The following is a 15,224-nucleotide window of genomic DNA, read 5'->3' on the forward strand; positions in this document are numbered from 1 at the left end:
TCCTAAAATGATACAATAACTTTTTAACAGACAATTATGCGTAGAGTACAAAATCAAATCCGGAGAAACTGTAAGCGAGTCATCGCTTCAGCTTTGCTTCTATTCTTAAGTACAATAGCATTTGCACAAAGTAAAATCACGGGTACCGTAAAGGATGCCAGTGGTGAACCACTTATTGGTGTAAGTGTTGTTGAAGTCGGAACAACAAATGGAACTGTTACCGACATTGACGGTAACTATGTGTTGAATGTAAAGCCTGGAGCAAAGCTCAGGGTTTCTTATGTTGGATTTAATCCACAGGAAATAAAAGCTGGCAATAATAATCAGATTATATTAAAAGAAGACAATAAAACTCTTAATGAGGTGGTTGTCGTAGGTTACGGTACAATGCGCCGTAAGGATGTAACAAGTTCTATCACTACAGTTAAGTCAGAAGATTTGAATGTCGGAGTTTTCTCTGATGCAGCAAGTATGTTGCAAGGAAAGGTCGCTGGTTTGGTGGTAACATCAAGTGGTGACCCTAACGGTTCTCCTAGTATAACTCTTCGTGGTGCATCTTCATTACGTACAGGAGATGCTATGCAGCCATACTATGTAATTGATGGTATTCCTGGTGTAGACATCTCTATGGTTGCTCCTGATGATATTGAGAGCATAGACGTACTTCGTGATGCTACAGCTACAGCTATCTATGGTTCAAAGGCAGCCAACGGCGTTATAATTATTACGACCAAGAGTGGTAAGAATGGTAAAGACCGTACAAGCGTAACATATTCTGGTTATGTAGCTTTTGACAATGCATTGAAGACATTGGATATGGCTTCTGCTGATGACATTCGTAATTATGTAACAGCCAATAAATTGGATTATGCCTATGATGGTAAATCAAGTACAGACTGGCAAAAGCAAGTTCTTCGTACTGGCGTAAGCCATAATCATAATTTGTCTATTAATGGAGGTTCAAACAAGACTACTTATGTAGCTAGTGTAAACTTCGCTAATCGTGAGGGTGTTGTAGAGGGGTCAGGCATGAATCGTTTGAACGTTCGTTCTTTGATTACAACAAAAGTTCTTAAAGATCGTTTGGAACTTTCTGCAGGTGTAAATTCACTATACGCAAAACATAAGGGTGTAGCCAATGGATGGGATGGTGAGTCTGTCCTTGATGCGATGAACTATTATAATCCAACATTGCCAGTTAAAAATACTGATGGTACATGGTCTGATGGTTCTGGTTCACAAAACTATAATCCACTTTCTTTGATTAATGAGGATACTTCTGAGACAATGTACAAACGTATGCAGTTTATCGGTAAAGCAAGTCTTAAGATTATGGATGGCTTTGTTTGGAATATGAACTATTCTTATGATAATATGCAGAGTACATATAGTTCTTATGATTCTCATAATTCTCAGCTTCCTGGATTGAAAGATTACAATGGTCGTGCAACTCGTAATACATATTTTAATAATTCGCAGACTTTTGAAACTTTTGGAAACTATGATAAGACTTTCAATAAAGTTCACAAATTATCATTGATGGCGGGTTATTCTTGGGAAGAAAAAAATAATAATGACGGTTTCGGTCTAACAGTTCATAACTTCTTTGATGATATTTTGAAGTGGAATAATCTTACTTACGCTGGTGCTATTGACGGAATGCCTGCTATTCAAAGTGGAACAAAAGAAACTATTCGTAATATTTCTTTCTATGGCCGTTTGAGTTATTCTTATAATAGCAAATATATGCTACAGGCTACTATCCGTCGTGATGGTTCTTCAGTATTTGGTAGTGGTCACCAATGGGGAACATTCCCTTCAGTAAGTGCTGCTTGGAATATTACAGAGGAATCATTCATGAAAAATCAAAACGTATTTTCTAACTTGAAACTTCGTGTTGGTTATGGTGTCAGTGGTAACGCACTTGGATTTGGTGCTTATTCTGCAGTAAGTACTTATGGTTCATCAGGTTCTTATTTTACATATAATGGAAATAGCTATGTAACTCTAGGTGCAACAAAGTTGGCTAATCCAGATTTGAAATGGGAGACAACAGGCATGTTGAATATTGGCTTAGACTATGCTTTGGCTGGTGGTCGTATCAATGGATCTATTGAATTCTATAATAAGAAAACAAAAGATTTGATTTGGGATTATCCAGTTTCTCCTTATATCTATCCATTTAATCAAATTGCTGCAAATGTTGGTGAAATAACAAATAGAGGTGTTGAATTCTCATTGAATGCAACAGCAATAAAGACTAAGAGCTTCACTTGGAATACAACTCTTAACTTGTCACATAATGTGAATAAGGTAAATAAGTTGTCTAATGATTCTTATGAGACATCTACATTTGCACAGGGCGATCCTCGTGTAGCAGGCGTTTCTGCGAATGGTTTTACTCAGCGTATTATGGAAGGCGAACCTCTTGGTACATTCTATACTTATGAGTTTGCTGGTTATGATGCTAATGGCAAGTCAACATATTATGTGCATGATGAAACAACAGGTAAGCGTACTGGTGAAGTAACAAATTCTCCAGCATACAAGGATCGTACTATTACAGGTTGTGCACAGCCTAAATTGAATCTTGGTTTGAACAATACATTTAATTACAAGAATTGGAATGCCGACATGTTCTTCACGGGCGTATTCGGTAATAAAATTTATAATGGTACACGTGCTCATTACACAGCTCCAGACTTCTTCTCTGGTGGCAAGAATGTCTTGAAGGAATATGTTACCTCTCGTCCTGTTACTGATAACCTTTCAAATATTCCATCTGATCGCTACATTGAAAATGGAAGTTATCTTCGCTTGCAAAGTCTTTCAATTGGTTACACATTCCGTAAGTTTAATGATTGGATTCAATCAGCACAGGTTTATGTAACTTGCAATAATGTATTTACCATTACAAGTTATAAGGGCCTTGATCCAGAAGTTAATTTGGGTGGAATTGATCCAGGTGTAGATTATCGTTGGAACAATTATCCTCACACACGTACATTCTTGATTGGTATGAAAGTCAATTTCTAATTATAAAGAGAAAATAATATGAATACAAATATAAAATTATTATTTGCAACTGGCATCCTGACTCTTGCTGTTGGTTGTACCGACTTAGATGTTCCAGTAGCGTCTCAATATACAACATATCCAAGTAGTGAAATCGCTATTCAGGCTAAACTGGCCAACATATATTTCAAAATGAAAGATTGCTTTGGTCGTCGATATATGGAGGCACAGGCTCTTTCTAGTGATGAAGAAACCGCTGTTGCATATAATGGTGGTTGGTTAGATGCTTATGCTTATGCTCATCCTAGTCTTCATGACTACACATACGAAGACGCTACTTTAGACTGGATGAATAATCTTGGAACAGGAACAGTAACTGCAAATGAAGTTATCAATAGTGATGCTGATGTTAAGTATGTTGCTCCAGCTCGTGCTATGCGTGCTTTCTTTGAGTTCATCATGATGGATTCTTGGGGTGATGCCCCTATCATTGATAATACAGTAAAAGGTATTGATATTCGAGATCGTCAGCCTCGCGCAGATGTTGCAAGATATATAGAAAAAGAGCTTCTTGCAATAATTCCAGACCTTCCAACAGATGTTAATGGAGATAATTATGGAAAGCCTTCAAAATATATGGCTGAGGCTCTGCTTGCCAAGTTGTATATCAACTGGCCTGTTTATACTGCTGCATCTGTAGATCAATATGATGCTGCAACAGCAAAGAATGAGAAGCTTGATGACTGTATCAAGATTTGTGATGATATCATTAAATCAGGTAAGTTTAATCTTGGTTCAATGGCTTATCGCTTTAAGTTTGGTCCAAACAACTCTAGTTTGAAGGTTGAGGACTTCATTTATGTGATGCCTTATGATACCTATACAGCAACTGGTATGCAATATGGTCGTGCACATTCTTATAAGGATGTGAAGAGCATGAATCCTAGTTACTATGGTATGAACCTTTCAAACTCTGGTGGTGGTTACATGACAGTTACTCCAGAATTCGCAAGTTTGTTTAATCTACCTGGTGATGAACGTAATAATTGTATCATCGGTGACACGGTTCATGTATATGATCCTACAACTCTTTTGCCAACAAGTAAAGTTGCTCTTGACCAAACCGGTAAACCTTTGGTGCTTACAAAGAGTATTACTTTGATAAAGCAAGATGAAACTCTTGATGTTGGTGATAATTTAACAGGATGGCGTCAAGGTTATCGTCCAATAAAATTCTTTGTAACGAATGATGATTTCAAAAATGGACGTAACCAGTCTAATGACTTGCCAATATTCCGTTACGCTGATATTTTGTTAGAAAAGGCTGAGGCAATCACACGTGGCGGAACTGCTACAAATGGCGAGACAGCTCAGAGCTTGTTCAATCAGATTCGTTCTTATGTAAAGGCCCCAACAATAGATCATAATCCAACTCTTCAGGAAATTTATGAGGAGCGTGGACGTGAGTTCTTTGATGAAAACTGGCGTCGTAATGATATGATTCGTTTCGGTCATTTTGAAGATGAGTATTTCCCTCATTATAAGGGATTCCCAGGTGCAAACTTTGATAAGACTCGTCGAATCTTCCCAATACATAAGCAAGATCTTGATGTGAATCCAAGATGGAAACAGAACCCAGGTTATTAAACCTTACATAAAAGATTGATAGGGGTAGAAAAAATCTGCCCCTATTATTTATTTAGAAAATACTATTAATGCTATATTTATGAAAAAAACTATTATTTATTTATGTGCTGTTTGCGGTTTGCTGTCACTAGCACAACCAATATCTGCTAACGAAATAAATGAAAATGCGGATACAACAAACATTATGCTGGTAAAGCAATATGGAAGTTTCATTAAGGATGGACGCCCTGTACAATATTGTGCAGATAAAGGTTTGTTGATTATCGTTTCTCCAGGAAATGATTATACAAGACCTGTGATTGTGTTGCGCAACAAAACGGGTAAGGCTTTTGATTTTAAACCAGAGGGTATAAGTGTTCATGCTCTTGCAATGAAAGGCGTGAAGAGTAAGGACACACGTTATCTTACTACTGCGAAATACATTAAGGATGGAGGAAAAAAAGAAAATGTTGAAAGAGACTCTTTGCCAATCTATTCATATTCAAAATACATAAGTAAAGTACGTAACCAGCAAGCTTGGGGAAATGTACTTGGTGGACTGGCTGATGGTGCTATTGATGCAATGGCCTATAATCCTCAGTCAACTACTGATAGAATACTGTTGGATCAGAATAATGAACAGCGTTATAAAGAAAACGCTAAGGAAGATGAAGCCCAGATTAAGAAAATCGTAGACGGCTATTGGAAAGAAAATACTATATTTAATAATACAGAGCATTCTGGTTTTGTAGCTTTTAAAGGTGTAAAAACAGATAATGTTATTTATTCAATATCCGTAAATGGTGAGAAATATGAATTTACATTCTATTTCAATTAAGGGAATATTGCTATTTTTTATTTGCCTATTCATTGGTGATAATGTATCGTATGCAATAGTTCTTAATACGACAAAATTAAAGATAGCCAATGACGGTAATACATTATGCACGCTGCAATTGCAGCGTGCAATTGATAGAGTCTGTAATAATGGTGGCGGCAGACTTGATGTAACTCCTGGTAAATATCTTACTGGGAGTATTATGCTAAAGAGTGGAGTCGAATTGCATCTTATGAACGGTGCTGTGATTCTGGGTAGTACCAATCCTAAAGACTATTATTCAATAAATGCTAAACCTACAGCAGACAAGCGCAATGATAATTCAAACATTGCGCTTGTGTTGGCTGATAACGCCGAGAATATCAGTATTACTGGTATTGGAACTATTGACGGTCAGGGATTGATACTTGCACTAAATATTGACAGTCTCTATCATAAGGGAATGTTGAAAGATAATAATTATAATGTCAGACGAATGCGACCTAGTGAACAGGTACGCCCCAAACTATTCTATTTTTATAAATCAAAGAATGTCACCGTTTCTGATTTGCAGTTGAAAAACAGTTCATGCTGGGGATTATCGTTCGACCTTTGTGTTAATTTAAATCTTAAAAATCTTAGTATCAATAATCGTGCATACTGGAATAATGACGGTATTGATATTGACGATTGCCAGCGGGTTAAGATATCAGACTGCGAAATTAATTCTGCTGACGATGCTATCTGTCTGAAATCTTATCATGCAAATTCTTCTTGCGTAGATGTAGATATTCAGCGATGTAACTTGAAAAGTAGTGCTAGCGGTGTTAAGTTTGGTACAGCTTCCTGGGGAGGTTTCAAAAATATTCATATAGCCGACATCAAAGTTTTAGATACATTCCGTTCGGCAATAGCTTTAGAGAGTGTTGATGGTGGTTGCATTGATAGCGTATGTGTTGAACGGATTAATGCCGTAAACACTGGTAATGCTATCTTTCTTAGACTTGGTCAGCGCGCAGGAAGCAAAAAAGGATGTATGAAAAACATTATTCTTCGTGATATTACTTGTACTATTCCTTTTGAAAGACCAGATAAAAATTATGATCTTCGTGGTCCGGAAGTTGATTTTTTCCATAACCCTTTTCCAAGTAGCATTTGTGGAATACCTGGCAACAAGATACAAAACGTTATGCTTGAGAATATCAATATAGTTTATCCAGGTAGGGCAACAATGGGAATGGCTTACGTTCCGTTGTGGCGTGCTGATAAGATAGACGAACAGATAAAGTCGTATCCCGAATTCTCAATGTTTGGAGAACTTCCTTCATGGGGCTTTTATGTGAGGCATGTTTCTGGGATAACTTTCAGCAATGTGAAATTGTCACTTGCTGATAATGATTTCCGTCCAGCAATTGTATTCGAAGATGCTGCCGACGTTACGTTGAAAGACGTTACATTTCCAGGAGACAAAAGCCGACAAATATATTTCGTTGACAAATAACTTATTTTATGCGCCGTATCCAGTTTATTATATCATTATTTTTTGCGTTGTCTATCCATGCGCAATACACAAAGTTTGTAGATCCTAAAATAGGCAGTGAAGGACAAGGACGTGTCTTTATTGGTCCCTCAATGCCTTATGGAATGGTTAAGCCTGGTCCTGATTGTGTATCAATGCCAAATGCCGGTTGGGAGAAAATGCCTGAAGCCGTAAAGGGTTTCAGTCAGACTCATGTTAGTGGAACAGGTGGAGGACAGAAATACGGCAATATCCTTATCCAACCGTTTAAGGGAACAGCCTTTATGACAGAATATCCTCAGCATCGCAGTGCCGAGACAATGTCGTTGGGATATTATTCTTGTGATTATGAAGAAGGTCCCCAGACAGAGATCACCACAAGTGAACGTTGTGCAATCTATCGTTTAAGAAACCTTGACGGCTTATTTGTCGACGCCCATACATTTCTAGGTATAGACACTATTCCCAACAAACGTGAGGCGCAGCAGTTTGTTGGCAGTGAGATAAATATAAATGGCGAGTATCAAATAACAGGATACTCCACAGTTAGAGGAGGTTGGAATAATGGTGGACCATATACAGTGTATTTCTGTCTTCAGAGCGATGTGCCGTTTAAGAAAAGTATGACCCAAGATAGCAAATATGCGTGGGTGATGTTTGATAAATCAACCGTGAATGTGAAGATTGGAATCTCTTTCGTTTCAACAGACAAAGCAAGACAGAATATCGTTAGTTGTGGATTTGATGACCAATTGGCGCATCTTCACAGTACGTGGAATGGTTTGCTCTCAAAGATTAAAATAAATGCATCTGAATTGCAGTCACGAATGTTCTATACTGCACTTTATCATACAATGCTGATGCCTGTAGACCGAAGCGGTGAAAATCCTAACTGGACGGCTGTTCCGTATTATGATGATTACTATGCTATATGGGATACCTATCGTACTTCGTCTCCGCTTATTACACTCCTTTCTCCACAAAGGCAGCGTGATATCGTGAACTCGCTCATAAACATATATGACAACGAAGGCTATATGCCAGATGCACGAAGTGGAAACTGCAATGGAAGAACACAGGGCGGAAGCAATGCCGATATTGTCATTGCCGACGCATTTGCTAAGGGACTCTCTGGTATAGACTATGAACATGCATTCAAGGCAATGATAAAAGATGCCGAAGTGGCTCCCGTTGACGCTGAGAAGGAAGGGCGTGGAGGAATTGCAGAATATAATTCATTGGGTTACATTCCTTATGGAATAGACCGTGCTGGGAACAGAACCGTAGAATACAGTTACGATGACTGGTGCATTGCGCAAGTAGCAAAAGGGTTAGGATACAAAGCTCTCTATGATAAATATCTGAAGCGCTCAGGCAACTGGCGTAATCTATGGCGTAGTGATTATCAGTGGCATGGAATGCGCGGATTTATAATGCCTCGTGATGCCGATGGTAATTGGTTGGATTCTGTTGTATGGGGTAAATCCAAAGTCTATTATCCTCTTATTCCATATACTCCCGATACGAAGGTTGCACCGTGGTATATTCCTTGGTGGGGAACATTCTTCTATGAAGCCCTTTCGGCAGAATATAGTTTGAGTATTCCTCACGATGTAAAAGGACTTATTCAGGCTTGTGGAGGGAAGACACAATTTATAAAGCGACTTGACACATTCTTTGAAAACAATCATTATAATGTGGCTAATGAACCAAGTTTTATGACCCCCTATCTCTATCATTGGGCAGATAGACCAGAACTTAGTTGCGAGCGCATTAGGCAGATTGTAAATGATAATTACAGTGATCGTCCCGATGGTCTTCCTGGTAATGACGATAGTGGGGCTATGTCTTCATGGTTAGTCTGGAATATGTTGGGACTTTATCCTGTTGCAGGTCAGAATCTTTATCTAGTAGGTTCACCGCTTATAAAGTCGTATTCAATAGATTTGCCAAATGGCAGAACATTGGACGTTGACGCAAAAGGCGATAGATGGAAAATGAATTTCATCAGACATGAGGATATTCTCAAAGGTGGAACATTGCACTTGCCTAATCATAATGCTGTGGCAAAGTCGCCGAAAACGAAAGAAACAGAAAGCACACGTGCTTTTAATTTATCAGCAAGTGCAACAACACATCTTTGTAAATTTGTTCTTAACAGACAGTATCGAAACTGGATAGTGAAGTGTGATCTATCAAACAACGATACATTGCGACTTTTATGTAACAACTCGCTCTATTCCATCCCAAAAACTGTAATGGAGAATGCAGAAGGTTTCTGTTGGTATAGTCCACAGAAGGGTAGTAATATTTATAAATGCAATGAAACATTCCTTTTTATTTCATTCAAAGCTTTGAGTGAATTAAAACGTGACGGCATGTTTGTATATAATGGGATTACATGGCGAATGATCAATGCTGACGCAAATATCATTACAGTTAAGGCTGATATAGACGGCACAATAATGAAAATTTCTACATCGGCAGAATTGCCATGGGTGTTAGAAATGCGCAATAACCCATTGGGAATAGATTGGAATTTGGAATTAAATGATTAATTTTGCAACCTAACAACATTATTTCCTCTTTATGAAAAAGACCCTATCTTTATTGTTACTGCTTTTATGCTTCGTCAGTCTTTCTTATGCTCAGAAATCACGAGAGCAGATGGGCGGCGTTTACTATGCATACCAAGCTCCGCAAAATATCACCTACTCAAAAGTTCCTGAAGGCTATCATGTATTCTATATTTCGCATTATGGTCGTCATGGTTCACGTTGGCTCCCATCTGACTCACGCTACGAATGGGTGAATAGTCAGTTTGCTGACGATTCTAATCTTACAAAGTTAGGAAAGAGTCTTAAGAAACGACTTGCAAAAGTTTGGAATAACGCGAAGGGCAATGGTGGAAAACTCACAGCTCTTGGTGCTGCACAGCATCGTGGTATTGCCGATAGAATGTATGCTAACTTTCCAGAAGTATTTAATGGGAACAAAGTCACTGCACACGCTAGTATAGTGGGGAGATGTGTGAAAAGTATGCAGTCGTTCAGCGACGAACTTAATAAACTCATGAAGGGAGAGACAGCTGTTCAACAGACTGTTGATTCTGCTGATATGGTTTGGATCGCTAACGAGTCACCAGAACTGAGAGCTCTTTCTGCACGAACAAAAGTTAAGGCTTATATCAACGGACAACGTTTTGCAGCTGCATTGTTTAAAGATCCTTCAAAGATATCAGATCCAGATAAACTTATGGGAGAGATTCATGCTATTGCTTCTGATATGCAGGATGTTGAGTTGAAGATAAGGTTTGACGATGTTATAAACGATGACGAATGTCGTGCCGTATACGAACAGAACAATGAGCGCATGTGGATTTGTAACGGTCAGTCTCCTGATAATTACAGTGCACCTTCACGTTCAGCATTTAGCCTTTGGAATGATATTGAGACTAAGGCTGATAATGCCGTTGCCAATGGTGGTACGTCTGCTGACCTCAGATTCGGACACGATACAGCATTGTATCATCTAATGTCGCTTCTAGGTATTTCAACTCTTTCTGATGAACGTGTTGATAAGATGGACGAGGTTGTTCCGATGGCTGCAAACTTGCAAATGATATTTTATACCAATGGTAAGAATGTTATTGTGAAGCTGATGCTTAATGAGCATGAAGTGAAACTTTTCGGACTGCGTCAGGAAAGTCCTTACTTTCAATGGGAGTCATTAAAGAAATATGTACATAAGAGAATGCAGAATGCTTTGTTACATGGACAGATAGAGGCTATAAATACAATGGTGGGAACTGACTTTTCTGTTATCCGCAATGCCGGTGTTTATGGAAATGGTAAGGAGGAACACGGACAGACTCTACCTGCTGCATTTGAACCTAATGGAATGAACTTCTGGACTCCGCAGACACAAGATACAGAACAAAAATGTCTTGCTCCTTATTATTATAGAGACAAGAAGTTTCAAGGATTCCGTGCAAGTCATTGGATGGTAGGTGGATGTACTCAGGACTATGGCTCTTTCACTCTTATGCCAGAAATGGACGTACTTCGCCTTAAACCGGAAGAGCGTGCTTCACGTTTCAGCCATGCAGATGAAATTTCTCATCCTGATTATTATTCTGTCGTACTGCCTGATGAACACCTTCAAGCTGAAATGACCGGAATGAGCCACACCGCAATGTTCCGTTTTAAGTATAATAAGAGTGGTAAAGCCTATTTCGTAGTAAATGCAAATAGTGACGAAAAAGAAGGCTTTATTGCTGTAGACACCGCAAAAAACTGCATTTATGGTTACAATCCAGTGCATCGTATTTATCAAGGTTGGGGTGAAAAGGCTGGTTTCAATGGCTGGTTTGCCGTGCAATTTGAGGATCCTATTGTGGAATATGGTGTTAAAGACTCTGTAGCTTACGTTGCTTTCGATGTAAATGAAGGCGACGAGATATTAGCCAAGGCGTCAACGAGTTTTGTTGACATGAAGGGCGTATTCAATAATATTGCTCAAGAAGTTCCACATTGGGAATTTTATGACACTCGTTGCCGTGTTGTCTCATCTTGGCAAAGCAAGTTAGCAAAAGTAATAGTAGGGTCTTCTGATACGGCTGCCGTAAACAAGTTCTATGGCGCATTGTATCGTGCTAGTTTCCTTCCTCGTGCATTCAGTGACAAGGATGGTCGCTATCCGTCTTTCGCTGGTGGAAAGAAGATAATGCAACATTCTCTAGGGGCATTTGCCGGTAGACCAATCTATCGTCGCGTTTATCAGGATTTCTCAATGTGGGATACTTATCGTGCACTGTGTCCGCTGAATATTATAATTGATAATAAAACAGGTGGTTATCTGCAAAGTCTTGTTGATATGTATCAGCAAGGTGGTTGGCTGCCAATATTCCCCGCATGGAATAGTTATACAGCTGCCATGATTGGTGATCATTGCAGTGCAGCCCTTGCTGAAGGAATCGTGAAAAATGTAAGCGGATTTGATGAAAAGATTGCTTATGAAGCAATGCGCAAGAATGCCTTTGAGAGTCCTAAGACTTTTGAGGAATACAAGAATGGAATGGGACGCCGTGCCTTGAAAAACTATTTGAAGTATGGGTATATTCCAATGGAGGATAGTGTTATGGAGGCTTTTCATACGCACGAGCAGGTGAGCCGCACTCTTGAATATGCTTATGATGATTATGCCTTGGCTCAGGCAGCAAAGGTCTTGGGCAAGACAGATGATTATAAATTGCTTATGAAGCGTGCTGCTAATTGGAAAAATGTTATTAATCCTGTTACCGGTTGGGCTGATGGACGCTATAAGAATGGTAAATGGCTTGGCAACAAGGATATCTTGAGTAGGGTGCCATTCATCACAGAGGGAGCAGCAATTCATTATTCTTTCTATGTTCCACATGATGTTTATGGATTGATTAAGGTTATGGGTGGAAAAGATAAATATGTGTCTAAATTGGATTACCTCTTTGGAATATCTAATGCTTCAGACGATTCTACCTTCACAAAATCATATTATTGGCATGGAAATGAACCGTGTCATCAGATTCCTTATATGTATGCCTATGCTGGAGAACCATGGAAGACTCAGCGAATAGTTCGCCACATCATGGATAAAGAATATCTCGATGTTCCTGGTGGACTAAGCGGTAATGATGACGCTGGGCAGATGAGTGCATGGTATATGTTTTCGGCAATTGGATTTTATCCTGTTTGTCCTGCTTCACAATATTACGTAATTGGAACGCCTACATTCAAAAAAGTAACGATTGGTGAATTCGTAATAGAAGCAGAGAACGTTTCAGACAAGAATTTCTATATACAGAGTGCAACGTATAACGGAAAGCCTTATACTCATAACTACATTACTCACGAAATGGTGAAAGGAAATGGAGTGTTGAAATTTGTTATGGGACCAAATCCTAATAAGAATTGGGGTAGTGCAAGCAACGATTGTCCACCTGACTTAATGAAATAAAGAATCTAAAGGGGAAATAAGATTCAGAACAACACTATACAAAGAAGCCTTGAAAAGTTATTTTCTACTTTTCAAGGCTTCTTTTTTTATTGATTAAACTTAACGACGAACGACTGCTACAAAACCTCCTCTAGGCAAACAATCAATTTTAAGAGTTTGCTGGGCGTTTTTAGCTGCATCGATGGCAAAACTTCTTCCATCGGGACCATCTGTGAAGAGTGCAAATGTCTTGGCGTTTGGTGCAAGTTGCGTTGGATTAAATGTCAACGTCAGCTTTTGGTCGGTTCCATTAATACCTCCTACATACCAAGTATTGCCTTTTCTTCGTGCAATAACTACTGAAGTTCCAGGGTATCCGCTCAAGAAGCGAGTTTCATCCCATACGGTAGGTAAAGTAGCAAACAACTTTTTTACCTGTGCAGGCATTGCTTCATAAGCTGAAGGACGGTCTGGATTATGTAGCAAAGCCGACTCAAACAAAATAGGAAGAGCCAGTTCATGTGCATGTGTGGTGATATGAGGATACTGAGAATCAGTAAAAGTTCCTGGAGTGTAGTCCATTGAGCCTACTATATTTCGAGTAAATGGTAGAGTGGCATTATGGCTAGCAGCAGCCTTAGTCATCTTTCCATTGTTGTTGTACCATTCAGCACCATAAACAGCTTCGGTCGTCATAAGGTTCGGATAGGTGCGTTGCCATCCACGAGGCAGGGTCGCTCCATGAAAAACCACCATCAAATGATGACGAGCTGCCGATTTAAGAATGTCGATACATAGATTCATGTCTTGTGCGTCGTCACCTTTAAAAAAGTCTACCTTGATGCCTTTGACACCTATCTTTTCCAACCAAGAGAATTCTTTTTCTCTCTTGTCGGAGTCATTAAGTCTATAAAAAGGACCAGGAGCTCCATTGCTCACCCAATTCATACTAGAATTGTACCATACCATTATTCCTATCTTCTTTGAGTTTGCATAGGCAACAGCATCTTCAACATTACCACCATTGCCCATTTCGTCCCATTCTGCATCGATCAAACTATAAGGCCAATGCATATCAACTGCCAAATCAATGTATTCTTTTACTCTCTTAAAGTCGCGTGAACCATGATTATAAGCCCAATAAATCCAAGACACACTTCCTGGATGAATCCAATCAGTCTTTTTCAGAACATTTGGGTCTGCAACATCGGTCACTCTTGTAGACTGAACTATCGTAGCCAAGTTGCCAGCTAGTACAACACGCCACGATGATTCCCACTTGTCACCTTGGGTAGATTGTGAAGGATCAGCAAATTCCACATGGTAAGCGTCTGGTTTGGTTTGGTTGTTCAATCGAGATGCACAATGATTGTAGGTGATGTTTGATTCGGTGAGGAATAGATATAGTCCGTTTGATATTTCCATCAATGCAGGATAAGCCCATAGACGATTGTTTGGTCGGTTGGCATCATATCCAGCTGTGGTAAGGGGATAAAAAGCTTCATAGCTATCTGGAATATATTTTTGTATCCAACGTTTAGTGCCTTCAGCGATAGGATAGACTGTTAAATCTTTGAGAATTTTCTCGTCTTGTGAAGTCTTTATTTGATAACGGAAAGCCATACCATCGTTGGCAAGTTTGAAGACAACCGAAAGCACCTGCTGATTGGCATTGACAAAGTTTATTGTTTGCTCTGTTTCTGTCTTTGTGCTATGCGTTTGCTTTCCTTCTAAAAGTGTATAATCAATCTTGTTCTTTTTACTCTTTCCAACTTCTCCCCTTTTCAAAGAGCTAAAGTCTTGTTGGCTAGTGGTTAGTCCCATCTGGGCATTCACTAAAACGTTTTGATAGTTTTCTTTTACTTGTTTGCGGAGCGTAAAAACTGGTGTGCCATATTCCTGGCTACCTTTTTTGTCAATACTTACGTTCACCTCCAACTGCCCGTTGGGCGACGTGATTTTCACATCGGCAAATACCACCGAAAGGCATCCGCTAAAAAGGAATAATAATCCTAATTTCTTTTTTGAAAAAAGCATATTTTTGAACTGTTATTAATGTTACTATTTTAAGGTGTCACAAAGTTAGCATTAAAAATCGATATATTTGTGTCTTTTTATTAGAATTGTAGAAAATAGCAACTCTATATTGAACTTTGAAATACAAAATGACACATTGTGAGAAAACGTAAACAAGATTTTAGAGTGTTAGATTGGGAACAAAAAAGAGGCTTTGAACTTATCGTTCGAAGCCTCTTTTAATGAGTATTTGTATAA

Annotated in this window: 7 protein-coding genes; 6 read left to right on the forward strand and 1 reads right to left on the reverse strand. The window is 38.9% G+C overall.

Features of this window, described 5'->3' with window-relative positions; genetic code table 11:
* The first annotated feature begins 36 nt into the window (after window positions 1-36).
* The 6 genes from B045_RS0111230 (at window position 37) to B045_RS0111255 (ending at window position 12,971) form a co-directional block, all read left to right on the forward strand.
* A complete protein-coding gene (locus B045_RS0111230) occupies window positions 37-3,036 on the forward strand; it encodes a SusC/RagA family TonB-linked outer membrane protein (RefSeq protein ID WP_026234410.1) in 3,000 nt (999 codons plus the stop codon).
* An 18-nt stretch (window positions 3,037-3,054) separates the two neighbouring features.
* Entirely contained in the window at window positions 3,055-4,662 is a 1,608-nt protein-coding gene (locus B045_RS0111235; RefSeq protein WP_018464356.1) for a RagB/SusD family nutrient uptake outer membrane protein, read from the forward strand.
* A gap of 79 nt (window positions 4,663-4,741) precedes the next feature.
* The gene (locus B045_RS0111240) at window positions 4,742-5,479 is read left to right on the forward strand and encodes a hypothetical protein (RefSeq protein WP_018464357.1); all 738 of its coding nucleotides are present in this window, start codon (window positions 4,742-4,744) and stop codon (window positions 5,477-5,479) included.
* The gene (locus B045_RS14615; RefSeq protein WP_018464358.1) at window positions 5,454-6,959 is read left to right on the forward strand and encodes a glycoside hydrolase family 28 protein; all 1,506 of its coding nucleotides are present in this window, start codon (window positions 5,454-5,456) and stop codon (window positions 6,957-6,959) included. Before B045_RS0111240 ends, B045_RS14615 begins: the two co-directional genes overlap by 26 nt.
* Before the next feature lie 8 nt (window positions 6,960-6,967).
* Window positions 6,968-9,535, forward strand: coding sequence for a GH92 family glycosyl hydrolase (locus tag B045_RS14620; RefSeq protein ID WP_044067793.1), 2,568 nt, complete (start codon window positions 6,968-6,970; stop codon window positions 9,533-9,535).
* A 31-nt stretch (window positions 9,536-9,566) separates the two neighbouring features.
* On the forward strand, window positions 9,567-12,971 hold the full coding sequence (locus B045_RS0111255; RefSeq protein WP_018464360.1) for a GH92 family glycosyl hydrolase: 3,405 nt from the start codon (window positions 9,567-9,569) through the stop codon (window positions 12,969-12,971).
* A 99-nt stretch (window positions 12,972-13,070) separates the two neighbouring features.
* Here the strand turns inward: B045_RS0111255 and B045_RS0111260 are convergent, their stop codons facing one another.
* Window positions 13,071-14,987, reverse strand: a complete 1,917-nt coding sequence (locus tag B045_RS0111260) for a glycoside hydrolase family 97 protein (RefSeq protein ID WP_081618631.1) — start codon at window positions 14,985-14,987, stop codon at window positions 13,071-13,073.
* Window positions 14,988-15,224: the final 237 nt, after the last annotated feature.

The sequence above is a fragment of the Segatella paludivivens DSM 17968 = JCM 13650 genome (assembly GCF_000373185.1).
GTDB classification, from domain to species: domain Bacteria; phylum Bacteroidota; class Bacteroidia; order Bacteroidales; family Bacteroidaceae; genus Prevotella; species Prevotella paludivivens.

Excerpts from the sequence above, each read along its gene's own strand:
- B045_RS0111240 (WP_018464357.1), top strand. The coding sequence starts at position 4,742 with ATGAAAAAAACTATTATTTATTTATGTGCTGTTTGCGGTTTGCTGTCA.
- B045_RS0111260 (WP_081618631.1), bottom strand. The coding sequence starts at position 14,987 with ATGCTTTTTTCAAAAAAGAAATTAGGATTATTATTCCTTTTTAGCGGA.
- B045_RS0111235 (WP_018464356.1), top strand. The coding sequence starts at position 3,055 with ATGAATACAAATATAAAATTATTATTTGCAACTGGCATCCTGACTCTT.
- B045_RS14620 (WP_044067793.1), top strand. The coding sequence starts at position 6,968 with ATGCGCCGTATCCAGTTTATTATATCATTATTTTTTGCGTTGTCTATC.
- B045_RS14615 (WP_018464358.1), top strand. The coding sequence starts at position 5,454 with ATGAATTTACATTCTATTTCAATTAAGGGAATATTGCTATTTTTTATT.
- B045_RS0111230 (WP_026234410.1), top strand. The coding sequence starts at position 37 with ATGCGTAGAGTACAAAATCAAATCCGGAGAAACTGTAAGCGAGTCATC.
- B045_RS0111255 (WP_018464360.1), top strand. The coding sequence starts at position 9,567 with ATGAAAAAGACCCTATCTTTATTGTTACTGCTTTTATGCTTCGTCAGT.